The sequence below is a fragment of the Paenibacillus amylolyticus genome, assembly GCF_001570725.1.
GTDB classification, from domain to species: Bacteria; Bacillota; Bacilli; order Paenibacillales; family Paenibacillaceae; genus Paenibacillus; species Paenibacillus amylolyticus_A.
Genome location: NZ_BCNV01000005.1, coordinates 617,196 through 642,559 on the forward strand (window position 1 = coordinate 617,196; position 25,364 = coordinate 642,559).

18 protein-coding genes are annotated in these 25,364 nt (G+C 50.6%); 12 read left to right on the top strand and 6 right to left on the bottom strand.

The genetic code is table 11. The annotated features are described in order from the left end of the window. Positions 1–78: 78 nt before the first annotated feature. Positions 79–1,572: an aminotransferase-like domain-containing protein gene (locus PAHA3_RS22640; protein WP_062836915.1), complete on the bottom strand. Its 1,494-nt coding sequence runs from the start codon at positions 1,570–1,572 to the stop codon at positions 79–81. A 135-nt stretch (positions 1,573–1,707) separates the two neighbouring features. On the opposite strand from PAHA3_RS22640, the gene PAHA3_RS22645 reads away from it, so the two are divergent. Next, positions 1,708–2,316, top strand: coding sequence for a LysE/ArgO family amino acid transporter (locus tag PAHA3_RS22645; RefSeq protein WP_062836916.1), 609 nt, complete (start codon positions 1,708–1,710; stop codon positions 2,314–2,316). 194 nt (positions 2,317–2,510) lie between these two features. Here the strand turns inward: PAHA3_RS22645 and PAHA3_RS31170 are convergent, their stop codons facing one another. From PAHA3_RS31170 to PAHA3_RS22660, 3 genes are all read right to left on the bottom strand, one after another. Continuing rightward, positions 2,511–3,347 (bottom strand): methyl-accepting chemotaxis protein, encoded by an 837-nt coding sequence (locus PAHA3_RS31170; protein ID WP_062836917.1) that lies wholly within the window; start codon positions 3,345–3,347, stop codon positions 2,511–2,513. 374 nt (positions 3,348–3,721) lie between these two features. Next, on the bottom strand, positions 3,722–4,723 hold the full coding sequence (moaA, locus tag PAHA3_RS22655) for a GTP 3',8-cyclase MoaA (RefSeq protein WP_062836918.1): 1,002 nt from the start codon (positions 4,721–4,723) through the stop codon (positions 3,722–3,724). A gap of 119 nt (positions 4,724–4,842) precedes the next feature. Next, on the bottom strand, positions 4,843–7,065 hold the full coding sequence (locus PAHA3_RS22660; protein ID WP_062836919.1) for a methyl-accepting chemotaxis protein: 2,223 nt from the start codon (positions 7,063–7,065) through the stop codon (positions 4,843–4,845). Positions 7,066–7,548: 483 nt separating this feature from the next. Between PAHA3_RS22660 and PAHA3_RS22665 the strand changes: the two genes are divergently transcribed. The 11 genes from PAHA3_RS22665 to PAHA3_RS22715 all read left to right on the top strand — a co-directional run bounded on the left by PAHA3_RS22665 (position 7,549) and on the right by PAHA3_RS22715 (position 20,090). Continuing rightward, positions 7,549–8,373, top strand: coding sequence for an ABC transporter ATP-binding protein (locus PAHA3_RS22665; RefSeq protein WP_062836920.1), 825 nt, complete (start codon positions 7,549–7,551; stop codon positions 8,371–8,373). Further along, positions 8,354–9,166: an ABC transporter permease gene (locus tag PAHA3_RS22670; protein WP_062836921.1), complete on the top strand. Its 813-nt coding sequence runs from the start codon at positions 8,354–8,356 to the stop codon at positions 9,164–9,166. Before PAHA3_RS22665 ends, PAHA3_RS22670 begins: the two co-directional genes overlap by 20 nt. Further along, positions 9,163–10,101: an ABC transporter permease gene (locus tag PAHA3_RS22675; RefSeq protein WP_235599533.1), complete on the top strand. Its 939-nt coding sequence runs from the start codon at positions 9,163–9,165 to the stop codon at positions 10,099–10,101. The genes PAHA3_RS22670 and PAHA3_RS22675 overlap by 4 nt, the downstream gene beginning before the upstream one ends. A gap of 99 nt (positions 10,102–10,200) precedes the next feature. Beyond that, on the top strand, positions 10,201–11,265 hold the full coding sequence (locus PAHA3_RS22680; protein WP_062836922.1) for an ABC transporter substrate-binding protein: 1,065 nt from the start codon (positions 10,201–10,203) through the stop codon (positions 11,263–11,265). A 165-nt stretch (positions 11,266–11,430) separates the two neighbouring features. Further along, the gene (locus PAHA3_RS22685; protein ID WP_062836923.1) at positions 11,431–12,804 is read left to right on the top strand and encodes an aspartate aminotransferase family protein; all 1,374 of its coding nucleotides are present in this window, start codon (positions 11,431–11,433) and stop codon (positions 12,802–12,804) included. 98 nt (positions 12,805–12,902) lie between these two features. Further along, complete coding sequence (locus PAHA3_RS22690) at positions 12,903–14,192, top strand: M20 family metallo-hydrolase (RefSeq protein WP_062836924.1); 1,290 nt, start codon at positions 12,903–12,905, stop codon at positions 14,190–14,192. Positions 14,193–14,196: 4 nt separating this feature from the next. After that, positions 14,197–15,078, top strand: coding sequence for a nitrilase-related carbon-nitrogen hydrolase (locus PAHA3_RS22695; RefSeq protein ID WP_062836925.1), 882 nt, complete (start codon positions 14,197–14,199; stop codon positions 15,076–15,078). Positions 15,079–15,128: 50 nt separating this feature from the next. After that, positions 15,129–16,496 carry an NAD(P)-dependent oxidoreductase gene (locus tag PAHA3_RS22700; protein ID WP_062836926.1) on the top strand — a complete coding sequence of 456 codons (1,368 nt, stop codon included), beginning with the start codon at positions 15,129–15,131 and terminating at the stop codon, positions 16,494–16,496. 629 nt (positions 16,497–17,125) lie between these two features. Then, positions 17,126–18,421 carry an NAD-dependent dihydropyrimidine dehydrogenase subunit PreA gene (preA, locus tag PAHA3_RS22705; RefSeq protein ID WP_062836927.1) on the top strand — a complete coding sequence of 432 codons (1,296 nt, stop codon included), beginning with the start codon at positions 17,126–17,128 and terminating at the stop codon, positions 18,419–18,421. After that, a complete protein-coding gene (gene hydA, locus PAHA3_RS22710; protein ID WP_062836928.1) occupies positions 18,418–19,863 on the top strand; it encodes a dihydropyrimidinase in 1,446 nt (481 codons plus the stop codon). Before preA ends, hydA begins: the two co-directional genes overlap by 4 nt. Further along, the gene (locus PAHA3_RS22715; protein ID WP_062836929.1) at positions 19,863–20,090 is read left to right on the top strand and encodes a hypothetical protein; all 228 of its coding nucleotides are present in this window, start codon (positions 19,863–19,865) and stop codon (positions 20,088–20,090) included. Before hydA ends, PAHA3_RS22715 begins: the two co-directional genes overlap by 1 nt. 15 nt (positions 20,091–20,105) lie before the next feature. Here the strand turns inward: PAHA3_RS22715 and PAHA3_RS22720 are convergent, their stop codons facing one another. Then, on the bottom strand, positions 20,106–21,782 hold the full coding sequence (locus PAHA3_RS22720; RefSeq protein ID WP_062836930.1) for a PucR family transcriptional regulator: 1,677 nt from the start codon (positions 21,780–21,782) through the stop codon (positions 20,106–20,108). 338 nt (positions 21,783–22,120) lie between these two features. Then, the gene (locus PAHA3_RS22725; protein ID WP_062836931.1) at positions 22,121–25,357 is read right to left on the bottom strand and encodes an efflux RND transporter permease subunit; all 3,237 of its coding nucleotides are present in this window, start codon (positions 25,355–25,357) and stop codon (positions 22,121–22,123) included. Positions 25,358–25,364: the final 7 nt, after the last annotated feature.

Here is a 25,364-nt window from a genome sequence, read left to right on the forward strand (position 1 = left end):
ACACTTAGGAAACGTACGCTAATAGCCCTGATCTGAAGGACATGGTCCTTTCAGGTCAAGGCTGTTTGCGTTATGAACTCAGGAGCCAGAAATCAGAAGCTTACGGACAGCTGCTGCGAGGCATTGCAGTCCACGCTCCATCTCTTCGGGGGAAGCATATGCGTAAGACAGCCGAATGTGACTCGCATCTAACCGGTCATACAGATAGCCCGGGTGGATAAGTACATCCTGCTCCAGACAGGTATGGAACAATTCGCGGATAGAGAGCGGAGAGACAGTGAATTGCAGCCAGATGTAAAACCCGCCAGCGGGCATTTCCCACTCCGCAATGTCATGAAAGTGCTGTTGCAACTGATCCAGCATGAAGTCTCTTCGTTTGCGAAGTTCAGGGCGAAGGCGTTCCATATGTCCTGCATGATGTCCTTCGGCGAACCACAGGGCAGCGGCTTCTTGGGCGAGTGAACTGGTGCCATAATCGGTCTGCATCTTGATATCTGCGAGACGGCGTATGACCGGCTCTGGCCCAACCAGCCATCCGAGGCGCAGGCCGGGACTGACTGCCTTTGACAGAGTGCCCATATGCAGCACCCGTCCTTCCTGATCACGCGCCTTCAGCGATGACGGAGGAGGTGTATCCAGCCACAGATCACTGTAGGCAGCATCCTCCAGTATGGAGATGCCTAATGTCCGAGCGGTGGTCATCAGTTCTTCCCGGCGGTGATCACGCATCACAGAGCCGGTGGGATTGTGAAAGCTCGGGATCGTGTAGAGAAGCGAGATGTGATCTTGATCTTTGACATGCTGCGCAGCATCCTCCAGGCGTGCAATGTGTAGGCCTTCGTCATCCATCGGGATGCCACTCATTTTCAACCCTGCTGACTGAAAGGCGTGAATGGAATAGAGATACGACGGTTTTTCCAACAGAACTGCTGATCCGCGAGGGAGAAGTCCGACCGAAATCAAGTGTAGCGCCTGAAGAGAGCCGGATACGATCAGTATGGAATCTGGAGAGGCTTGAATGCCAGTAGTCTGCAAATGGACGGATAAAGCCTCACGAAGCTCTAGGCTTCCTTGAGGTTCCAGGTAGTTGAGTGTACGAGAACGATGGGACAGGGCATACAGAATGTCGTTAAAAGCATCCTGAGGCATCAGCTCCGGGGCAAGCTCCCCTGTACCAAGACGTATGATGCCAGGCCGGAATTCAGCCTGATTAATCTGCTGGATCTCGGGCAGGTTGGGATAATACCAGCCCTCCTCAATGGCTTCATTCCAGTTGGGCATGGCTCCGTGGGCCATGCCATGCCAACCAGAGCCGGAGATATATGTTCCCCCACCATGTCTGGCCTCAATCAGACCAGCGGCAGCCAGGTTACCCAGGGCAGTGACCAATGTACTACGGTTTATCCCCATGGATTCAGCCCATATTCGCTGTGAGGGGAGACGGTAGCCTGCTGACCATTCGCCCGTTGTGATTTTCTGCCGAACATAGGCTTCAATCTGCCGATACAAGGGCAAGTCGAGAGAAGGGTTCGGCTTCCACCCCATGTTTAGCCGAGAATCAGAACGTTCCATAACTGGCAGAATCACCTCCGTTTGTCTTTGTAATCAACACTATATCATTTGGTTGGGTCTGATGCCATCCAAGTGGTTGGTTACGTCAGGGATGATCTCCCCTACTATGGAATACAGAGATAAGGGGGAAGCACGATGGAGGTTGTTATTCACGCAGTGATTCTGGCGTTTGGTCTGATTTTGCCACTGGGTGTGCAGAATGTATTTATTTTTAACCAAGGCATGAGACAAAGGCGTTATATTGATGCCCTGCCTGCTGTAATAACGGCAGGGGTCAGTGATACGTTATTGATCGGGGCAGCCGTCGGAGGGGTATCGCTCATTTTACTGCAATGGCCAGTTCTGGCGAATGTGTTGTATGCAGTAGGAAGCCTGTTTCTGCTATATATGGCATGGAGTATCTGGAGGTCGTCCGAATCCGTGGAAGGTTCGCAGACGGTAATGTCAGCAGGGCGACAGATTGCGTTCGCCGCATCGGTATCTTTACTCAATCCCCATGCTCTGCTGGACACGGTTGCCGTAATTGGCACCAGTTCACTTCAGTATGAAGGGGTGGAGCGCATCTATTTTGCCCTGACAGCCGCAGCTGTATCGTGGATATGGTTCATGGGACTTGCAGGTGCGGGCAGGGTGATTGGCAGAACGGATCGAACTGGACGCATCAGTCTGGTGTTCAATCGGTTGTCCGCTGTGGTCATGGTCGGGCTGGCATGTATGATGCTGTGGAAGCTCATTTATTCATAGAAGGACCGGGATATGGCTCATCTTAAAATAAAAAAACTCCCCGTGACGTAATCGCGAGGGGAGTTCAATGTGAGTGCTGAATTTGGTGATCAGCATAGCTTGCTGATCTAATTATTGAGTTGGAACATGTAGTGCTCGATATTGCATCACATATATATGGTTAGTCATTTGAGTTAAGGTCATCGTAATCGGATCTATTCTGCCTTCAGCAGCATGGATTCAATAAACACTTTCAGATCACGGCTTACACTGTTCAACTGATCAATGACCTCGCTGAACTCGGTTACCATCACAGCCTGTTGGTTGCTAGACTGTGAGATCGATGTGATCTCTTGCTCCATCTGCTGAATGGAATGCTGAACATCCTTCAAGGAACGTTCAATATTCACCGTAGCTTCTTTGGTACCTGTAGAAAGTTTACGCACTTCGGATGCAACGACGCTGAACCCTGCGCCTGCTTCGCCGGCTCGGGCTGCTTCGATGGCCGCATTCAGGCCTAACAGATTGGTCTGTTCTGAGATTTCACGGATGAATGCGGCGACCTTGTTCACTTCACCTGAGTTCTGCACAGCCATGCGCGTATTGTCCAAGATTTGCGTGGAGGAGGCCGTCAATTGCTCAGATTGAGCAGCTACTGTCTGTACCATATCGGTCAGTCTGCCGCTGATCCCGCCGATCAGCTCGGTGAAGTGCTCCAGTTTTTCCTCATTCTGAAGGGAGAAGCCGATGGCAAGTGCGCCCGCGATATTTCCTTGCTCATCCCGAAGCGGAGTAGCTGCCGAGACAATGGAGGTGCCATAAAATTTAGCATCAATGCGATTGGCTGAAGTCTCGCCATGTATCAGGGCTCGGCGGAGTGTGGGGTCATCAGGTGAGATGATATCTCCTGCTTTGATACCCAGATCAAGCTCGTTGCTCGGAACATAATACCAGAACTTCTCGGTATCGGTTACTGCAATCATGATATCGTGTTCTTTCAGCATAATTTTAAAATACGGGCTTGCTGCAACGAGTGCTTCAACAATGTTCAATAAGGTCATCTCCTATGTGTGCATATCATCTAGATGTATTGTATATACATCGTCAGAATTATCAGAATCTTGAAGACCCAACAAGGGCATAACGTATATTACTTTCATTTTTAACAAATGAAACAGCAGAATTGATAATTTTCAGAAAAATATGAAAAAATAACGAAAAAGCAGACGAGAACGTGATGTTCTTGTCTGCTTCGGGTATTCACCTATTCCTTGTGACACGCTCCACTTCACGTTATGAATGCTGATTGACGTAAGGGTTCATCGCCCCAGTATTACCTCATTCGTTGTGTGCAGGGATGATCCTGACAGTAGAGATATATATCCGTACCCAGAAATACACTGTTGAGTTATATTGCGTACGGTTGCTATCCGCCAATCTGGGACATGCGCCGTACCGTCGGCGTGTGGGATTGCATTTTTTGTTCCAGAGCCAGAGCCATCTCATGGTTCTTTGGTTTCGTACCCAGCGCTTTAAGGAAAAGCGCAGCCATGGCATTTGGATCATCCACGAAGCGACGAACATTATACTCATCCGACCAGTACAGGCAGGCTTTGATATGTCCGTCAGCGGTCAGCCGAAGTCGATTGCAATTGTCACAGAAGTGATCGCTCACGGGATGAATCAATCCGAAAGTGCCTTCGGAGCCTACAATTTTCATATTACGTGAGGGGCCATTCCCCGCAGGGCCTGTTGTATTCTCAACCGCCCAACCCGCTTCAGTGCATACATCTGTGACGGCTTCCAGTGGCAAATAGGATTTGCGCCACGAATCCGATGCCTGTCCAATCGGCATATATTCAATGAAACGCACATGAAGAGGCTGATCGATGGTCATTGCAATAAAATCCTTGATCTCATCATCGTTGATACCCTTCATCAGTACGACATTCAGCTTGATCGGAGCAAGGCCAGCGGCAGTTGCAGCTTCAATGCCTTTCAGTACCTTGTTCACATCTCCGCCGCGAGTAATCATGGAGAAGCGATCAGCCCGCAGTGAATCCAGACTGATGTTAATTCGGTTCAATCCCGCGTCTTTCAATGCCTGAGCTTGCTTATCTAGTAGAAGAGCGTTGGTTGTGAGTGCAATATCGTCAATCCCGTCGATCGCCGAGATCATGCCGACGAGCTTGTGCAGATCCTTGCGCACCAGCGGTTCGCCCCCAGTGAGCCGAACTTTACGCATACCCATCGGAGCAAGCACCTTCAGCACCTGTGCGATCTCTTCGTAGCTCATAATCTCATCATGTGGAGCAAACTCCATACCCTCTGCAGGCATGCAATACACACAGCGTAAATTACAGCGGTCCGTAACAGAAATACGGATGTAGTCATGTATCCGGCCAAATGAATCCTGAAGCAGTTCCATGCAGACCACCCTTTCATCGGTTCAGATTGGAAATCTTCTATTATAAATGATACGACAATTTCAAAAGGAACAGTTGCATCAAATTTTAGCTATTTCTCCAATCCGCGTCAACGATGACGTCAGATGACAGCATTTTTGGCGGGGTGATTCAGATGGAATTGTCCCACGAGTTGTTGCAGAAAGACCGTAATGGCTTCCACATTATGCGAAGAATGCTGAACCTGTAACATATCACGGATCAGCTCCATCATCTCTGCTTCTACCTCAGCGGAAGTCGCCCGATTTTGATGGCTGATTGCAGCAATATTCTCCATCAGCATGACCACCTGATCCACGACTTGCGTGCGCTCAGGTTCTTCAGCGGTAGCATTTTGCAGAAGTTGCGAAGCGGCCTGAACCAGTGTCGTTCCTTCAGCCAGCACCTGATCTCCCTCTGTGATTAATTGGGACGCCGCTCCTGCTGCAGTTGAGATTCGGTCCAGAATCTGATGGATATTTTCAGTGGAAGAGCGGGATAAGTCGGCCAGCTTACGGATTTCACCCGCCACGACCGAGAACCCTTGGCCATGTTCGCCCACGCGTGCAGCTTCAATGGTAGCATTCAGAGCGAGCAGGTTGGTCTGAGCTGAAATTTCATCAATGACAGCCAGTGCACGGTAAATCTCTTTCATCGTGTCCATGAAGGACAGGATGGTACGGTTGGTATCGGACACCGCTCCGGAGATTTGGGTCATTTTGTCGCCGATTCGTTCCACTTCCTGTTGAGCCACGCTGATCTGTTCGGTAGCAGAGGTCTCCAGTTGTTGCAGCGTTATGCGCATGTGATCGGCAGCGATCTTGGCCTGATCGAGATCTTCCAGTTGGGTGCGAATGGCCTGAATCATCGAACCCAGCTTGTAGTTCACACGTTCAGTCGTACCCTGGGTTGTCTCTGTTGAGGTTCGCATCTGATACTGGTTGTCCATAACGTCTACCGTGGCAAGTTGTACTTTCAGCATAATGCCTTCCAGAGAATCAATCATGTTATTGATCCACTTCGCCAGTTCACCTGATTCGTCTTGGGCAAAATCAGACGTGTTCAGGCGCTGAGTCAGATCACCTTTTCCTTCGGCATTGATTCGAATAAATCGGCTGATGCGGCGCAAGTCATCATGAACCCGTCGATAGTGGCTGCGATGCAGCTGTAATGCAGTGAAGAATCCAAACAGCACATTAAAAGCCGCCATTGCTGCCGCACTCCATCCACTGCCAGTAAGGGCATAGACAAGGGCCGCTCCTGCAACGCCTGACAAGAGCGTGAAGAGACTGTGTTGCTTGAACTGACGCCAGCCGATGCTCCGTATCCGGTATACTTCCTCCAGATCCCCCTCACACATCATGCCCCAACGATCAGGACAGTGTGGCAACTGAAAGGTAATGCCTTTGCCAATGACAGAGATATGGCGGTAATCCGAGTAGCCGGGAAAGGCAACGAACAGATTAGAGCCATTCTGAATGGTGTTCGCTACTCCGGGGTGTAGCTGGCCAGTCGATGGATCGGTGAACATGAGCTCCAGCTCCGTATGCTCCTTAACGGAAACGATACCCCATTCGGTGGTGACACCATCTTTCAAATTTTCCCCATGTGTAAATGTACGATCCTCGAAGCGGCTTCGGGACAAGGCGGTGCCGGGCTGCAGATGGGGCCGTAATTTTGACTCAGCCATAAAGAGATAGTTGTCACCAGAATCGGGATAGATATGGCCTGATTCACGTTGAATCAGGTCACCCAGGACATCTCCGGGAACACGGCTGCATAATGAACCAACATATCGACCTTCCTGTAGAATGGGGTTGATAAACAGCAAGGTGACATCATCGTGAAAAGCGGACGAGCGTGGTCCAATATCCAACGTCAGTGGATCGGAATAAGGGCCATACAAACACTTTTTCCCATGAATATCTGCTCGGGAGTAATTCAATCCTGGTCCAATCAAAGCTTCGTAATCTGCATAGATCTGTCCAATATGTTTCTTATATGTAGAGAATACCACCTGATTCTGTTCGTTCAGCATAAATAGCTCCGTACTATCAACGGCTCGAATATAACTGGATTGAAACCATGTATCTAGTTTACTTATATGAGATGAACCTGGCAGTACATCTTGTGGTCGAACGGACTGTATTTGATGAAGCAAACGATCCAGGTGATTCCATTGTTCATCTGCCCAGTCCATCATGAGCTGCCGTCTCGTTTCGGCAATCCCCTCAAAAATCTGTTCCACATCTTCCTTCATATGTGCGTTCAACCGATACGATCGCCACAGCGGCAATCCTTTTCTCCATCCCAGCCAATCAAACATCATGACCACCCCGATTTCTGGATTAGAAAGCTTTGTTCTACTGATCTTTGGACACTCCTGCGTAGTGGTTGATCCGGAAGAATGGTACCGCCTTCATCATTCAAGAGCCGTGACTCACGTAGTGGTGGAAGTCCTTGTACGTCTATTCAATCTTTATACAAGAAAACGAACAAGAATACGAGGGCATATGTCATATTTTCCGAATATTTATTCAATAAATACAAATGATCGTGCGTTTGTTGTTAGGTGAAATTTATGTTAGCTATCTATCAAGGAAACTCACATGGATGTCTCTGAGAATCCATCTCATTTTACATTGTGTAACATAAACAGGCCCATACTCAAAACACACTGTATAATGTAATCCCCGCCCAAAGCGATATAGTATTATCTAACAAGCAAAACCTGTTACGTTCGTGTATATAAACCTCCCATTCAGCCTTGGTGTGCAATGAAAACAACTTCCCACAAAGGAGAATGCCCATGTCCTCCATATCCTCAGCTACAGTCCCCGAAGCCTGTCATATTGATGTTGATCATGTGTCCGTTGTCTTTGGTACAGGGTCACAACAAGTCACTGCCTTGTCGGATGTTACATTCCAGATCCAGTCTAATGAGTTTGTCTCTCTGCTGGGTCCTTCCGGCTGTGGCAAGTCGACCTTGCTCCGGCTGGTAGGTGATCTACTTCAGCCCACCTCAGGCACCGTTCGAATTGCAGGCCAAGAGCCTGAGCGGGCTCGGCTACAGCGGCAGTTCGGCATCGTCTTCCAGACACCTGCTTTGTTCGATTGGCGCACCGTTCGTCACAATGTGGAATTGCCCTTGGAGCTGCTGGGTACCCGCCGTAAGGAGTGCCGCCGCATTAGCAGTGAACTGCTTGAAATGGTGGGGCTCACCCGCTTCGCCGACCATTATCCATGGCAGCTCAGTGGAGGGATGCAGCAACGAGTATCCATTGCACGTGCCCTTGCACTTGATCCGCCATTGCTGCTCATGGATGAACCCTTTTCGGCCCTGGACGAATTCACCAAAGAAAAACTTCAATTGGAGCTGCTTGAGATCAAGCGCTCAACAGGCAAGACCTTCCTCTTTGTCACACATAGCATCCCCGAAGCCGTATTTCTGTCCGACCGAATCATTGTGCTCTCGGCGCATCCAGGGCAGGTGCATTCCATTCATTCCGTCAACCTGCCTTCCGAACGTCATAGTGAACTGAGAGAAACGGAAGCTTTCTACCACATGATTACGACCATCCGCAACTGCTTCTACGAGGAGCGTGATGAATCTCATGTCCCTGCGATTCTTTAAACCGGGTTATCGTTCCTGGGTTGTCATTTGGATTATAGCGGTATTGGTACTGTGGGAAGCAGCCGCCTGGATGCTCCAATTGTTCCTGTCACCTCAACAGGCGGCATCCCGCCTTCCTTATCTGCACGATGTCCTTACTGCCTTGTTTCGCTACTCGGGTACGCTGGCAGAGCAGGGGGCTGTCACCTTTGGCAATGCAGCCATCGGTTTTGCAGGGGGAACGCTGCTGGGTTTGGGCCTGGCTCTACTCATGAGCGGTGCCGTCTGGCTGGAGCGCACGTTATCGCCATATGTTGTCTCCTCACAGATGGTTCCGGTTATTGGTCTCGCACCAATCGTGTACGGCATCATCCACAACGCGGAGTGGGCGCGGATTGTTATGGCCGCGTATGTCACTTTCTTCCCGATCATTATCCATACGTTAAAAGGATTGAAAAGTGCAGCACCAGAGCACCTGGAGTTGATGCGTTCCTGTGGTGCTTCACTGACTGCGCGATATATCAAATGTCTGCTTCCCTCAGCACTACCGGGACTATTTTCTGGTATGAAAATAGCTGCTCCGCTCGCAGTGACTTCCTCCATCGTTGTGGAATTGATGGGCGCTCCCGACGGACTCGGCGTCCTGATGGTCAGTTCGTTATATTACGGTCATGCCCAAGTTGGCATGTTCTGGGCCACCATCATGCTTAGCATTGGCATTGGCTTGATCTCGTATCTGGTCATCAGTCTGGCTGAGCGTTGGCTAACCCCCTGGCAGCCTGAATTCAGGGCCAAAGGAGGTGATGCCACATGAGTGAAGGTAGAGTTTTGCAACGGAAGCGTGATGAAGGTGTGGCAATTGCTGCTGTAACTGGAACAGCTGCGCCCCTCACGGGTTCACAGATGACATCTGCTTCCGGATCGGAAATTCATGGACAACAGGGACAAACCGAAAAGGCCAGATCGGGCACCGGCGTTCGCGGGCGCTCGATTGTACTGAGCATGCTTCCTTGGGGTGCAGGCGTGATGTTTCTCGCTCTCTGGCAGCTCAGGTTGTTTCATTGGATATTCTCGCTGGAAAGCTACCAACTGCCTGTGCCTTCTGCGATTGCGATATCCATTCAGGAAAATGCCAATATGCTCTTTCGATATGCGATGTACAGCGGAACCGAAATGTTGGGTGGCTTCCTGCTCGGTTCCCTGTTGGGTGCTCTAGCGGCAGCGGGCGCATCATTCTTCCCAACAAGCGGCAGGGCGGCGGTTACGGTTTTGTCGGCACTGAACGCAGTTCCGATTGTGGCCCTTGCCCCGATTATGAACAATTGGTTCGGTGACGGGATCTGGTCCCGTATTGCAGTAGTCACGGTGATTACGATGGCAGCGATGGCTGTCAGCCTCTTTAAAGGGCTGACTTCCATCCAGCCGCAGTACAGTGATCTGTTGAGTGGCCTTGCCGCGAGTAGGATGCAGTTTTTTTGGAAGCTGAGACTGCCTCATGCCCTGCCTTTCCTCTTTGCCGGTCTGAAAATCAATATGTCGACTAGTATTATCGGGGCCATTGTGGGTGAATTTTTCATCGCCTCCCAGGGGCTCGGGTACTTGCTCTCGGATCAGATCCGACTGGCGAACATGCCCTTGGCCTGGTCCTGTATTGTCATCGCCGCCGCGCTCGGTATTGTGCTGTATGAAGCGGTTGTTCTGGCAGAAAAGCGAATCATTCCGTGGAATCGTGTACGCACAGATCACTAACGTACATCAGGGTATCAACCATAGATTGATAGGGCTGGTGAGTAGAGCCTCACACTACCTGATTGAAAAATCGTATATACACAGGGGGTTGTTCTGTACATGTACAAAACGTTGAAGCCGGGTTTGCTGGTGTTGGTCCTGTTGGTTGTTACGATGCTGAGCGCATGTTCTACGAAGTCCGAGCCGTCGGCTGAGCCTGTCGCTGCGAGTTCAGGAGGGTCGGGAGAAGCAGATAAACCCTTAACCAAAGTTAAAATTCAGCTGAAATGGGTGCCGCAGGCGCAGTTTGCCGGGATCTATGCAGCGAAGGAAAAAGGTTTTTTTGCAGATGAAGGCATTGATGCCGAGATTATTCCGGGTGGTCCGGATATCGTGATTGAGCAGCAGGTGGTCAATGGCGCGGCCGATGTGGGGATCACAGGAGTAGATAGTCTGCTGGTCAGCCGGGACAACGGTCTGCCGCTCGTCTCGCTCGCCCAAATCTCACAAAAGAGTAGCTATCGCTTGATCGCCAAGAAGTCTCTAGGCATTACTGATCCGGCTCAGATGAAAGGTAAGAAGGTCAGTACCTGGTTCGGCAGTCAGCAGTTTCAGGTGCTCGCGTTCATGGAGAAGAATGGCCTAGATCCGAAGAAAGATATTGAATTGGTGAAGCAGGGATTCACAATGGATCAGTTTTTCAACGATCAGGTAGATGTGGCGACGGCGACGATCTATAACGAATATCACGTGGTACTGGAAAGTGGAACGAAAGAATCCGATCTGGATGTGTTCAACATTGAAGATGCCGGTGTTGGCATGCTGGAGGATACGCTGATTGCCAAGAAGGATTGGGTAGACAGCAACCGTGAGCTTGCGGTCAAAGTGACCCGTGCCATTTTGAAAGGCTGGAATTACGCCATCGACAATCAAAATGAGACAGTGGATATCGTGATGAGTAATGTGACGGATGGGAGCACCACCCGCGAGCATCAGGTAACGATGCTGGAAGAGATTGCGAAGCTGATTCGCCCGGAAGGGTTTACGGAGCAGCAAGTCGGTAGTTTTGTGGATGAGTCATTTGCCCGAACTGCAGATATTGCACTGAATTATGGGCTGATCAAAAAAGCTGCCGATCTGGATGAAGCGCTGGAGAAAATTATCTATGAAGAAGCGGTGAAATAAGCGTGGACCAACATTTACACGAGAACGAAGAGTGCAGAACCAATCTGAAGAAGCGAAGCGTGCGCTAAAAGCTTTCTGAAAGAAAGCTGCATCGGAAGATGGTACTGCAATCGGAGTGGGCAAGTGTAAAGCATATTGGATCAGCTTATAGAAGGAGGATGACGAATGAGTTCTGTGGATCAGCAGCCGCAGCCGCTTGGCGGTACGAAGGAAGAATGGCTGGAGAAGGATCGCAAATACGTATGGCATCACATCTCGCCTCATAACGATCATCCGATGATTGCAGTAAGTGGGGAGGGCAGCTGGATCACCGATCAGGATGGTACACGTTATCTGGATGCGATGTCTGGACTGTGGTGTGTGAATGTGGGGCATGGCCGTGAAGAGATTGCGCGGAGTGCCTACGAACAGATGAAAGCACTCGCTTATGTACCGATGACGCAGAGTCACGAACCGGCGATTTTGCTGGCGGAGAAGCTGAATGAATGGCTTGAGGGGGAGTATCGAATATTTTTCTCCAACTCGGGTTCAGATGCGAATGAGGTGGCTTTCAAAATAGCCCGTCAGTACCACCATCAGAATGGTGAGCCTACTCGGCACAAATTCATCTCCCGTCACCGTGCCTATCACGGTAACTCCATGGGAGCGCTGGGCGCCACCGGGCAAGCCGCCCGCAAGATCAAATACGAGCCGCTCGGCGTGGGTTTCTCTCATGTTCCGCCACCGTATTGCTACCGCTGTCCGTTTGGACGAAACAAGGATGGATGCGGACTCGAATGTGCAACCATCTATGAAGAGGTGATTCGTTGGGAAGGTCCTGAGACGGTTGCCGCAGTAATTATGGAGCCGGTAATCACAGGAGGCGGCATGATTGTGCCCCCGCCGGATTATATGCGTACCGTACAAGAAATCTGTCAGCGCTATGGCGTGCTGCTCATTGTAGATGAGGTAATCTGCGGTTTTGGCCGCTCTGGGCAGAAGTTTGGTCATCAGAACTATGGCGTACAGCCAGACATTGTGACGATGGCAAAAGGCATGACCAGCGCCTATTCGCCATTATCAGCAACGGCCGTGCGAGCCGATCTGTATGACACGTTCCGGGAACCCGGACCGGATGCCCATTTTCGCCATGTGAATACCTTTGGCGGGAATCCCGTTTCCTGCCGGGTGGCACTGGCGAATCTGGAGATTCTGGAACGAGAGAATCTGGTCAGCCGGGCGGAAGAATTGGGATACCTGCTTCGTGAGAAGCTGGAGCCACTGCTGGAGCTGTCCGTTGTGGGGGACATCCGTTCGTTCGGATTCGCCTGTGGGGTGGAGTTGATTGAAGCAGACGGATCTCCTGCGGAGGCGGATAAAGTAATGAAGGTGCTCGCCAGTTGTAAAAGGGACGGTATCCTGATTGGCAAGAACGGCGATACCGTACCGGGTTTTGCAAACATTTTGACGATCTCCCCACCGTTTGTCACCACCGAGGAGGAGTTGGATCTGATCGCTGGAAGTTTGCTCGTTGCGCTACGTAGTCTGGACGCAGGGTAGTTGCCATACACAGGTACGACAGACGTTTACGGTTTAGCAAGCAAAATGGAGATTTCCACATCATAACGCGATAAATAAGCGCAAGGAGGTGAGGGAGGATGCAGACCACGACAGGCAGACTCATTAATCAGCTTCGCTTGAATGAGCGAATTGAGCAGTTGTCACAGATTGGCCGAATCGCGGAAACGGGTGTCTGCCGACTTGCCCTGACCCCGGAAGATATGGACGGCATCATACAGGTTCGTCTCTGGATGGAAAAGGCCGGTCTGACGACGCGACTTGATGCCTTCGGCAATCTGATAGGTCGTCTGGAAGGTGCGGATCAGGGCCTGCCGATCCTCATGATTGGTTCCCACATCGACTCTCAGCCGTATGGCGGTCGCTATGATGGAGCAATTGGTGTGCTCGGCGCACTCGAAGCCGTGCAATGCCTGATTGAAAATGGCATTCAGCCTCTTATGCCGATTGAGGTAGTTGCCTTTTGCGATGAAGAGGGTTCCCGTTTTAACAAAGGCCTGTTCGGCTCGCGTGGCATAACCGGTCAGTTGGAAGAGGGCGAACTGGAGCGGCAGGATAAAAACGGAGTGACTCGCCGGGAGGCGCTGGAAGCCTTCGGCTGTTCTCCTTCGGATTTTGAAGAAGCGATCTATCCGCCAGGTTCCATAGGCAGTTATCTGGAGCTGCACATTGAGCAGGGGCCGGTGCTGGAAGCGCTGAATGCACCAGTAGGTCTGGTGACGGGTATCTCGGGCCCGCTGTGGCTTACGGTGACGATGAAAGGCATGGCCGGTCATGCCGGCTCTGTTCCGATGGGGATGCGGCATGATGCTTTGGTAGGCAGCGCCAAAGTCATTGCGGCTTTTGACGACATGGTGAGAGAAGACCCGGAAGCTCCAACCGTAGGTACGGTGGGAAGTCTGAGGGTGTTTCCAGACTCGCGTAACATCATCCCGGAGGAAGTCAGCTTCACGGTGGACTTGCGAGACATGGAGATGGAGCGCAGAAACCGGCTTGAAGCCCGATTGATGAACATGTTGGATGACGTGAGTTCCCGATATGGTCTAACTTACTCGCTGACAGAGGATACGAATAGTGAGCCGCGGTATTGTGCAGAGCCAATCATGTCGGTGATTCGTACATCCGCGGAAGAGATCGGGATTACTTTGCCAGAACTGATGAGTGGTCCGTTCCATGATGCATTGGCCCTTTCGCTTGTGTGTGATTATGGCATGATCTTTGTCCGTAGCAAGGACGGTATCAGTCATCATCCCAGCGAATATTCCTCCCCGGAGGATATTGGACTCGGCACGGAAGTGTTGTATCGCACCATTCGGAGGATGTGCAGTGGAGTGAACCCAGTAACCATTTTACCAGAGGAGGCGTTGTGACGTTATGGGCAAAATCAGCATCGGACTAATCCAGGCTTCTCATGAGATTGAAGGTTCGGCTCCCGTTGAGGTGCACAAAGAAGCTGCGGTTCAGAAGCACATTGCGCTGGTTCGTGAAGCTGCTGCAAGAGGGGCCAAGATCATCGGATTGCAGGAAGTATTCTATGGACCGTACTTTTGTACAGAGCAAAGTCCCAAATGGTATGCATCCGCTGAACCGGTACCGGAAGGACCGACGACCAGACGTTTTCAGGAGCTGGCAAAGGAGCTTGCGGTGGTGATTATTTTACCCGTGTACGAGGTGGAGGGCATTGCTTCGTATTACAATACGGCAGCTGTCATAGATGCAGATGGTACGTATCTGGGCAAATACCGCAAACATCATATCCCGCATGTGGAAGCAGGTGAGGGTACGAATGGGTTTTGGGAAAAGTATTATTTCAAACCAGGTAACCTCGGGTTCCCGGTATTTGATACGGCCTACGCCAGAGTCGGCGTGTACATCTGTTATGATCGTCATTTTCCGGAAGGGGCTCGATTGCTTGGACTGGCGGGGGCAGAGATTGTGTTCAATCCGTCCGCTACGGTTGCGGGTACATCGGAATATCTGTGGAAACTGGAACAGCCTGCTCACGCGGTAGCTAATGGGTATTATGTAGCGGCCATCAACCGAGTTGGTGTGGAAGCGCCATGGAATATGGGTGAATTTTATGGACAGTCGTACCTGGTCGACCCGCGAGGCAGGATGGTAGCGATCGGCAGTCGGGATCAGGATGAGGTCGTTATTGGCGAGATGGATACGGAGATGATTCGTGAGGTGCGTAATGTGTGGCAGTTCTATCGCGATCGCAGGCCGGAAACGTACGAACATCTGGTTAGTCTGTAAAAGTAGCTGGAAACTAGCCCGGATCAAACTTCAGGAGGTGCATGACATTGATGAACAGCTCAGGAACAACGTTATCCGATTATGGGTGGGAGAGTCGGTTTGCCGAGATGAAACCCGCCATGACAGGCAAGGAAGCGATGGAGGAATCAAACCGCTGTCTATACTGTTACGATGCACCTTGTATCAAGGCCTGTCCAACCGACATCAACATCCCTTCTTTTATTAGCAAAATATCCACAGGGCACCTGAAAGGTTCGGCCCGCACCATCATGGATGCGAATCCGGTTGGAGCCAGCTGCGCACGTGTCTGTCCCACAGAGGAACTGTGTGAAGGCGCATGTGTGCTTAACGAATCGTCGAAGCCGATTCGAATTGGTGACTTGCAGCGTTATGCCACCGATTGGGCACGGGCGAAGAATGAGCCGTTATTCCAGGCAGCGCACGCCAATGGGAGAACCGTCGCAGTTGTGGGAGCAGGGCCTGCGGGATTGTCGGCGGCACGTGAACTGGGGCGCGCAGGGTATGAGGTGACGATCTATGAAGCCAAACCCAAAGGCGGCGGGCTGAATACGTATGGCATCGTATCTTTCCGTTTGCCCGAATCGGTTGCCCTGTGGGAAGTGGAGCAGGTGGAAGCGCTTGGTGTGCAGATCCGTTATGGAGTGCGCATTGGTGTAGATATCCCTGCTTCGCAGTTGCTGGAGCAACATGAAGTGGTCATTCTAGCCTGTGGCATGGGTTCAGTACCTATGCTGGGCATTGAAGGGGAGACACTCGAAGGTGTCTATGATGCGATTGAACTGGTGGAGTCTACCAAGCAGGGTGTTCCGCCTGCGTTAAATGGTCTGAAGGTCGCCGTTATTGGCGCGGGTAATACGGCGGTAGATGCAGCAACCTGTTCGGTACGGCTTGGTGCCGAACGGGTGCAGATGTTATATCGACGCGGGGAAAGCCAGATGACGGCGTATGCGTTTGAATATACGTTTGCCAAGCAGGAGGGTGTGGAGTTCCGCTGGTTTACGATGCCGCAGCGTATCATTGGAGACGAGAACGGTCGGGTTCAGGCTGTGGAATGTGTGAAAATGGAGTTGATTACCCCGCCTGGTGGTGGGCGCGCGTTGCCTGTGCCCGTGGAGGGATCGGAGTTCATGATTGAATGTGATACCGTCATCCGGGCGATTGGGCAGCATCGGCTACTACCATTAATCGAAGCATTTGGGCTGCGTCACCACTGGGGCGTCGTCGAGATCGAGCCGCATACGTATCGTACCTCACAACCTCAGATCTATGCGGCAGGAGATGTGATTTTTGGTCAGGGCCAGGGTGAGGCGATGGTTGTCTCGGCTGCACAGCAGGGTAAGCTGGCCGCCGCCGCAATCATGAAGGCATTGCCTGGACAGGTGGAAGAGACGGCGTGAGTTGTGAGGGAGACAAAGAAAAGTGGAGAGTGCACGGAAAGCGTGGAAGGAGAGGCGCGGGTGGGAGGGCGCAAGGGACTGCTAGAGTGTTGAAGGTGTAGATCTGAGCGAGAGGTCTGGTGCGGTGTCCCTGACGCGCTAACGAACCCTACACACCTTATAGTGGCAATTATGGAGAGTTGAAAAATCTAACGAATCTCACACGTCTTATTTTAATAAAAAACCATCGAAATAAAGCCGAAATGAGCTATTACAGCCCAATAAGCTTTCTACGATTCGTTAGATTTTGAAATTGCCCCAAATGAGTCCAATAAGAGCTGTACGGTTCGTTAGAATTTAGGTGTTATCCAGAAACACCATTACTACGCAGAAGTCCTGAGCATGACCAAATATTTCAGTGTAACTATATAAGTTGAACTAATCATTTACACGATAACGGAGAGGACAGAAAAAACCTGAAAAAGCAAAGCGTTCGCCTTTATCCCCGGATTTTCCCTTTCGGAAAAGGGAATCAAAAAAATCTGGGGATAACAGCGATTGGAAGGTTATTCTGTCATCGTAGTGTCAGTGTAAATAATCTTTAGTTCAACTTATATAGTAAGTTCAAACAACACCAAGGAGGGATCGTTATGGCTGACTTATCCATTAATCTGGCAGGTATTCGATCACCCAATCCATTCTGGCTGGCTTCTGCACCACCGACCAATACGGGGTATCAGGTTCAGCGTGCGTTCGAAGCGGGCTGGGGTGGCGCGGTGTGGAAGACGCTGGGTGAGCCCATTATCAATACCTCCTCCCGTTTCGCGGCAGTACATTTTGGCGGACAACGGGTGGCGGGGTTTAACAATATTGAATTGATATCCGATCGTCCGCTGGAAGTGAATCTGCGGGAGATTGCCGAGACCAAGAAGCGATTCCCGGATCGTGCGGTTGTCGCTTCACTCATGGTGGAACCTACGCGAGAGAAGTGGCATGAGATTGTCAAAAAGGTGGAGGCCGTCGGCGTCGATGGCCTGGAGCTGAACTTTGGCTGCCCGCATGGCATGGCCGAACGTGGCATGGGAGCAGCATCCGGTCAGCAACCTGACCTGGTTGAACTACAGACGATGTGGGTGAAGGAAGTAGCGACCACACCGGTGATCGTAAAGCTCACGCCGAATATCACGGATATTACTGCGACAGCCCGGGCAGCTGTACGAGGTGGTGCGGATGCGATCTCCCTGATCAATACGATTAACTCTCTAGCTGGTGTGGATTTGGATTCGTGGAATACCGTTCCCCATGTGGGTGGCAAAGGAGCACACGGCGGATACTGTGGCCCAGCGGTGAAGCCCATCGCACTGAACATGGTTGCTGAGTGTGCCCGTAATCCTGAAGTTGGTGTACCGATCTCAGGGATTGGTGGCATATCCGACTGGCGTGATACCGCAGAGTTTCTGCTCATGGGCGCTACAGGGGTTCAGGTATGTACCGCAGCCATGCATCATGGATTCCGCATTGTGGAGGACATGATTGATGGGCTGAATGATTATCTCGATGAAAAGGGTCTTAGCAGCGTTGCAGAACTGGTAGGTCAGACCGTTCCGCGTTATTCGGATTGGGGCAATCTGGATCTGAACTACAAAGTGGTCGCTCGCATCAACCGCGATGTCTGCATCAATTGCAACAAATGCCATATTGCTTGTGAGGACACCTCGCATCAATGTATTGATATGTTGACCGACCCGTCCGGCTCCTATCTGGAAGTGGTGGAAGAGGACTGTGTTGGCTGTAATCTGTGTTCGATCGTTTGCCCGGTGGATGGGGCGATTGAGATGGTTGAACTTGTGCCAGAGCAGGAACCTGTAACCTGGAATGAACGTCAGTCTGCAATTGCGATGCTGCAATCGGTTAGAGATCAATCAACCAAGGAGGCGATATCATGAGTACCCGCAAATTGATTCGTAACGGTGTTTTGGTGACAGCGTCAGATACCTTTGAAGCAGATATTTTGATCGAAAAGGGTAAAATCACGCAGATTGGCATTGGGCTTATACCGGACGAACGAACGGAAGTCGTGGATGCTTCCGGCTGCTACGTCATTCCGGGCGGGATTGATCCACATACCCATCTGGATATGCCATTTGGTGGAACGGTAACGGCGGATGATTTTGCGACGGGAACGACAGCAGCAGCCTTTGGCGGTACAACGACGATCATTGATTTCTGTCTGACACAAAAAGGCCGTCCATTAATCGAATCTCTCCAGGAATGGCATGCCAAAGCCGAGGGTAAAGCCGCCATCGACTACGGTTTCCATCTCATGATCGGCGAGATGAATGATCAGGTGCTGGAAGAGCTGCCGCAGATCATTGAAGAAGAGGGTGTGTCATCCTTCAAGGTGTTCATGGCGTATAAAAACCAGTTTCAGGCCGATGATGGGATTCTCTTCCAGACGTTGCAGAAGGCGAAAGAATACGGCGCACTCGTCATGGTTCATGCCGAGAACGGGGATGTTATTGACCTGCTGGTTCGACAGGCGCTCGCCGAAGGGCGCACGGAGCCCATTCATCATGCGTTGACTCGTCCATCCATGCTGGAGGGAGAAGCGACAGGCCGGGCAGCTCGTTTGGCTGCACTTGCGGATTCACAGCTTTATGTGGTGCATGTGACCTGCGCGGAGGCTGTAGAGCAGATCGCACGTATGCGTGAAATGGGATACCGAATCTGGGGGGAGACCTGTCCTCAGTATTTGACGCTGGATCAGTCGATTATGGATCAGCCAAACTTCGAGGGTGCAAAGTATGTTTGGTCCCCACCGCTCCGGGAAGCGGCTCATCAGGACGTGTTGTGGAATGCATTAAAAAGTGGTCAGTTGCAGACGATTGGCTCTGATCATTGCTCATTTAATTTCAAAGGGCAGAAGGACCTGGGCAAGGATGATTTCAGCAAAATTCCGAACGGGGGGCCTGTCATCGAAGATCGTCTCAGCATTCTGTATTCCGAAGGTGTAGTCAAGGGGCGGATTACGCTCAATCAATGGGTCGATCTATGTTCGACAAGAGTGAGCAAGTTATTTGGATTATTTCCGCAGAAAGGGACTCTGGCTGTAGGGACAGATGCGGATATTGTTATTTTTGACCCATCTGTAAACAGGGTGATTTCGGCAGATACGCATCATATGAACGTGGATTACAGCGCATTTGAAGGTATGCAGGTACAGGGGTGTCCGGTGACGGTGTTGTGCCGCGGGGAGTATGTCATTCGAGATCGGCAGTATGCTGGAACAGCAGGGTCAGGCCAATATGTGAAGCGCAACAAGTATGATGCAGGCGCACCCATACCAATGAAACAGCCTGTGACGGCAGTGAATGGAGGGAGAAGCTGATGTCGGATCATGATGTGTTCGAAGCGGAGAGGATTGCCATAGAGCGAATGGTTGCACAAGGTTATCGGATCTATGCGGTACGGGAACATCTGGAGGGTGCTCACGTCATATGGGGGCACCCGGATCTTCCCGAAGAGAAACAAGAGCAATACGTGGGCACGGCGTCTGGGCGGAAGTGGTTCAGTCACATCCTGATTCGTCAGCTTCAGGAGCAGCGGGGCGCTTAGACCATGCCCAGCTCTTCATGCGATTGGACCATGAACATATTCATAGGCGTAGATGGCAAGTTCGATTGCAACCCTTTTCTCAGGGAGGATGTAGTCTTCTCCCAGAAGGGCTTCGATTTTGTCCAAACGATGATAAAGCGTCTGTCTAACGATGTATAGAGCGGTGGCCGTCTCTTGCTTGGAGCAGCACAGGACCAAATATTGCTTGAGGGTGCGCAGCAGCTGACCTCCTTTCTCCACATCGTAACGAATGAGCGGCCGCAGGTATTCTTCGATAAAATCATCCAGATTACCGCTTTGTTTCATGCTGGCAATGATGCGATAACAATGAAGGTTGCTGTAAAAGGGCTGCTGCATCTCGCCGATGTCCTTCTGAATTCGAAGTGTCTCCTTCGCGGAATCCAGGCTGTCCTTAAGACGGGAGAGGTCCGCACAGCTATGACCGATACCGAAAAGGCCTGAGAAGAGGCGGTGGGTCTGTTCCTGCTCGTGCTGCTGCAGCTGTTCGATGCAGCGCCATAGACTGCTTTTGCGCTGAGATCCAGGCAGTGGGTCGAGTATGATAAGAATGATCTGGTGGTTCAGAACGGTACTGTAGAGGGTGAAGTTCTCCCGAGTGAACACGGAACGGGCGACGATGTTGCGTTGGATCAATAATTTCTGAAGTCTGAGGCTGTCTGTGTATGTGGGGTTGCTGTCGAATAAGATAATGGTGGCTTTGCTCGTTGCGAGAAGGGGATTAACGGCAGATACATATTCATGAATTTCCTTCGTGGAGTGGTGTCCGTTAAGCCAGTCAATGACCCACATATCTTCTTTGTACCGACGTTTCTCTTCCATGTACTTGGTTCGCATCCAGTCCTGGGCAATCGCGGCTGCGCAACGTTCCAGTGCTTGAATGATGAATTCATCCGAAGGTTTGATCGGTATGCTTGACTCGTGATTCGGCAGCTTTTGATGCATCAGCACAAGGTCGGCAAAGGTGTAGTCCAACGCCTGAACAGGCATGCTGATCACATCCAATGCGCTCTCCGTGTATGCTTTTAACGCTGTAATAACCTCCCCCGCCAAATGTTCCCGCTGCAAAAACCAATCCTGCCGACGAGTCTCCAACTCCTCTGGAGGGCAGTAGGGAACGGCACTTGCTTCCCCTTCAAGTGGATATAACGCCACGGCACATCCGGTTGTGCGTGACAATAATCGAAGCAGAGGTTGTACGCCATCTCCATTCAGGAGAAGTTGGTTAAAGGAGGTGGTGAGACTATCGAGTTCGGCAATCATCCGCTGATGACTGCGAATCAAGGTGAAATGCAAGTCTTGCGTAATATCAATATAACGGACTTGTTCGTGGAACCAGATCAGCGGAAAATCCGCGGCGACTGCAATTTCTTTCATCGCACCGAGCTGTGATTTCGTGTGATCCCCCAGTTCCATACAGAGTCCAGCAGCCCCACGTGCAATTAACTGACGCAAAAAAGACAGGCCGTGCTGTTCACCTTTCTGCCAGCCAATGCCTGTCGTAAGTACCAATTCCCCGCCATTGAGCAAGTCCCCTACCTCAGGAACCTCCATGATATGAACCCAGCGAACATACCTCTCCAGCGCGCGATCACTGGCCAGAACTTCAGCCTTGCGAAATACGGGACGTTTTAGCATGTCTCTGATCTGAATATGAAGTATTGTCTCCCCCACACAACCACCATCCTTCCCCAATCACATGTGATCTATCTGAAGTCTGGAATCCGTCAACTTACATAATTAATCCATATTATAAGTTGATTTACATCAGATGGGCTAAAATCTCACGTTCATTTGTTTCAAATGACAAACGGATCTATTCTTTTTGTGATTTTGATTAAAATGCAGTATTTATATGTCAGCCTATGTCTCGTGTGAATTTACATGAAAAAGCCCCTTAGCATCACATCGGAATTTAATTATTCCAATATGCGCTAAGGGACGAGAGGTTAAAGCATACAGTTTGTATTAAGTTGTTCTTGAATCGTTAGATGAGAACGACTCTCTACTTCTTAATCTTCGATTCTTTTCTTTTTAAATTTCATCAGGAACTCATATACAATCGGTACGATAACCAGTGTGAGCAGCGTGGAGCTGATCAGACCGCCGATTACAGTGATTCCGAGTCCTTTCGAGATGATACCGGCACTCTCTTCGAGACCCGTTACCAGTGGCAACAGGGCACCGATGGTCGCGAGAGCGGTCATCAGAATTGGACGCAGACGTGTTGCACCGGCTTCCAGCAAGGCTTCCCGGGTAGGCATACCCTCTTTTTCCTTGTGAATAACACGGTCGATCAATACGATAGCGTTGGTGACCACGATTCCGATGAGCATCAGTCCACCCATCATGGCGGAGACGTCAAGCGTACCACCAGCGATGAACAGACCTACCATAATACCGATAACCGTAAATGGCAGGGAGAACAGGATTGCGAATGGTGCCAATCCGCCGCCGAATGTAACAACGAGCACGAAGTATACAATGGCGATGGCTGCCAGCATGGCGAGACCCAGTTGAGTGAATGTATCGTTAATCTGTTCGGTTGTACCGCCGAACTTCACTTCAACGCCATCAGGCAGATCCAGTTTGTCGATCTCAGCCTGTAAGTTACTCGAAGCTTTCGTTACATCCGAAGCCAAGATGTTGGCTGTAACTTGCACGACAACCTTACCATCAATTTGCATGATGGAGTTCGGGGACGTACCTTCTTCCACTTTGGCAACATCTTTGATCGGTACTTCTATACCAAGCGGTGAAGTAACGGTTTCATCCTCAATTTCATCAATACTGCTGAATGTTTTGTTGTCTGTTTCTACATATACTTTATACGTTTTGTTATCAATATCGACTTCCGTGAGCACAGGACGTTCACGTGCCGGGCTCAGCGTCATAGCCAGTTGGCCTGCAGTCAGACCCAGAGAACTTAATTTCTCCTGATCTGCCACGAGCGTATACTGCCCGTAGGTGTCAGCGAGTGTGGTATCTGCTTTTTCAAAATTATCCGTATCCGCTTCAACCAGTTTCAGAATTTCGTCCGATACAGGTTTGAGTTGCTCTACATTATCGCCATAGATGGATAGGCTCAGGCCACTGCCACCCAGACCGCCGGACATGTCGAGCTCATTCCAGGTTCCTACGGTAACTTCTTTCTTCAGACCTTCGACAAGCTGTTCCTTCACTTTGGTAAAGTCTTTCGTATCTTCGTTATATTCAATATAGAAGAGAGCCGAGTTTCCGCCACCGCCACCCATACTGCTCAGTGGGTTCGTGCCGCCGATGGAATATTGCATTTTCTCCAGACCTGGTTGTTCCAGCAACCACTTCTCGGCAACGAGTGCTTCTTTTTCGACATCTTCACGCAAAGCTCCGGTTTGTGGGCTGTACGTAATAGTCACGTATTTATCCTGTTGTTCTGGCAAGAAGCTTGCACCGATGAACGGGTACAGGAACAAACTGCCGACCAGCAAGATCACTGCAATACTGACTGTGATGAGTTTGTGTGACAGGGTCCAGTTCAGCAGGCGTTTGTAACCTTCCGCCATCTTGCCTGGTTTTTCTTCGTGATTTTGCTTGTTCTTCAACCCTTTACGGAACAGGGTGTGCGCAAGCATTGGCACGATAGTAATGGCAACGATCAGGGATGCCAGCAAGGCGAATACCATGGTCAGTGCAAATGGCAGGAATAGCTCGCCTACCATACCACTTACCAATGCCAGCGGCAGGAATACTGCAATCGTTACGATGGTGGAAGAAAGGATTGGCACAAACATTTCGCGCGTTGCTTCGCGAACCAGTTCACGGCCTTTCAGCTTCTCACCCCTGAGTGTTAATCTGCGGTAGATGTTCTCGATAACAACGATGGAGTCATCGACAACCCGTCCGATGGCAACCGTCATGGCACCCAGTGTCATCATGTTCAAGGTAATATCCATCATATTGAGCGCAGTCAATGCCATCAGCAAGGAGAGCGGGATCGAGATAATGGAGATAATGGTTGAACGAATATTACGCAGGAACAGCAGGATGATCAGGATGGCAAACAAGGCGCCAAATACGGCTTTGCCCAGCATCGTGTTCACCGAGTCCTGAATCGGCTTACCTTGGTCAAGCAGTACAGTCAAATCTGCGTTTTTGAACTGCGTCTGCAATTCTTCCGCTTTATCTTTGACTGCGTTAACGACATCAACCGTGTTGGCATCGTTGGATTTTACAACGGAAATACCGATCGATTCCTTGCCGTCTGTCCGGGAAATGGATTCCGCTTGACCGATGACTTCGATCTTGGCAATTTCACTTAGTTTTACAGTTGGAATGCCAGGCGCGTTGGCAGCGCCTGAAGGACTAACTACACTGGCATTACCGCCGGCAGCTTGACCAGCAGCCGGGTCTGTTCCTTGTGCCGAGCCAGGAGTGGTACCTTGACCAGCTTCACCAGTTGGTGCTCCAGAGCCTTGTGGGGCTGCGCTTGCACCATTGCCTGCGGAAGCTCCGGCACCGCCGGGAACTACTGGGATGGCGAGGTTTTTCAGATCATCGATGTCGATGATGTTTCCATCTACGACGACGGCCTTCTGGGATTTATCCAGTTCGAACAGTCCAAGGGGCACACGAATGGATGAACCTTGAACGATGCCGTTTACCGTATCTTCCGTTAGGCCCAGCTCGGCCATTTTGGCTTGGTCAAACTTCAATTGAACTTCTTTCACATATTGACCGGACACCTGAACCTGAGCTACACCGTCAATATCTTCGAGTGCAGGCTGAATATCCGATTCAACCAGTCGTGTCAATTGTTCCAGGTCACCGCCGTCTTTATCGGACAGGCTCAGAGATACAACCGGGAAAGAGTTAATGCTGAACTTGGAAATGGTCGGCTTCTGTACGCTGTCCGGCAGTTGTACTTCATTCAGTGCCTCACGAACAGTTGCAGTCGCATTGGTTAGATCTGTTCCATAATCAAATTCGAGTGTGATCGATGCTGCGTTCTCCATGGAGGTGGAGGTCACTGTCTTCACGCCATCTACATTGCGTAGTTTTACTTCCAGCGGCTTCGTGACATCTTCAACAATTCCCTCCGGTGCAGCCCCCGGATCAATGGCAGTGACATTCAGAAACGGTACGTTGATGTTCGGGATTGTCTCTTGTTTCATCGTCAATCCGCTGTACAAACCTGCGAAAGAGATGATAATCGTCAGAATCCAGATCGCAAACTTGTTGTTCAGTGAAAAATTAATAATACCTTTCATACGATGG

Coding starts and splice junctions, on each gene's coding strand:
- PAHA3_RS22640 (WP_062836915.1), bottom strand. CDS start 1,572: ATGGAACGTTCTGATTCTCGGCTAAACATGGGGTGGAAGCCGAACCCT.
- PAHA3_RS22645 (WP_062836916.1), top strand. CDS start 1,708: ATGGAGGTTGTTATTCACGCAGTGATTCTGGCGTTTGGTCTGATTTTG.
- moaA (WP_062836918.1), bottom strand. CDS start 4,723: ATGGAACTGCTTCAGGATTCATTTGGCCGGATACATGACTACATCCGT.
- PAHA3_RS22660 (WP_062836919.1), bottom strand. CDS start 7,065: ATGTTTGATTGGCTGGGATGGAGAAAAGGATTGCCGCTGTGGCGATCG.
- PAHA3_RS22665 (WP_062836920.1), top strand. CDS start 7,549: ATGTCCTCCATATCCTCAGCTACAGTCCCCGAAGCCTGTCATATTGAT.
- PAHA3_RS22670 (WP_062836921.1), top strand. CDS start 8,354: ATGTCCCTGCGATTCTTTAAACCGGGTTATCGTTCCTGGGTTGTCATT.
- PAHA3_RS22675 (WP_235599533.1), top strand. CDS start 9,163: ATGAGTGAAGGTAGAGTTTTGCAACGGAAGCGTGATGAAGGTGTGGCA.
- PAHA3_RS22680 (WP_062836922.1), top strand. CDS start 10,201: ATGTACAAAACGTTGAAGCCGGGTTTGCTGGTGTTGGTCCTGTTGGTT.
- PAHA3_RS22685 (WP_062836923.1), top strand. CDS start 11,431: ATGAGTTCTGTGGATCAGCAGCCGCAGCCGCTTGGCGGTACGAAGGAA.
- PAHA3_RS22690 (WP_062836924.1), top strand. CDS start 12,903: ATGCAGACCACGACAGGCAGACTCATTAATCAGCTTCGCTTGAATGAG.
- PAHA3_RS22695 (WP_062836925.1), top strand. CDS start 14,197: ATGGGCAAAATCAGCATCGGACTAATCCAGGCTTCTCATGAGATTGAA.
- PAHA3_RS22700 (WP_062836926.1), top strand. CDS start 15,129: ATGAACAGCTCAGGAACAACGTTATCCGATTATGGGTGGGAGAGTCGG.
- preA (WP_062836927.1), top strand. CDS start 17,126: ATGGCTGACTTATCCATTAATCTGGCAGGTATTCGATCACCCAATCCA.
- hydA (WP_062836928.1), top strand. CDS start 18,418: ATGAGTACCCGCAAATTGATTCGTAACGGTGTTTTGGTGACAGCGTCA.
- PAHA3_RS22715 (WP_062836929.1), top strand. CDS start 19,863: ATGTCGGATCATGATGTGTTCGAAGCGGAGAGGATTGCCATAGAGCGA.
- PAHA3_RS22725 (WP_062836931.1), bottom strand. CDS start 25,357: ATGAAAGGTATTATTAATTTTTCACTGAACAACAAGTTTGCGATCTGG.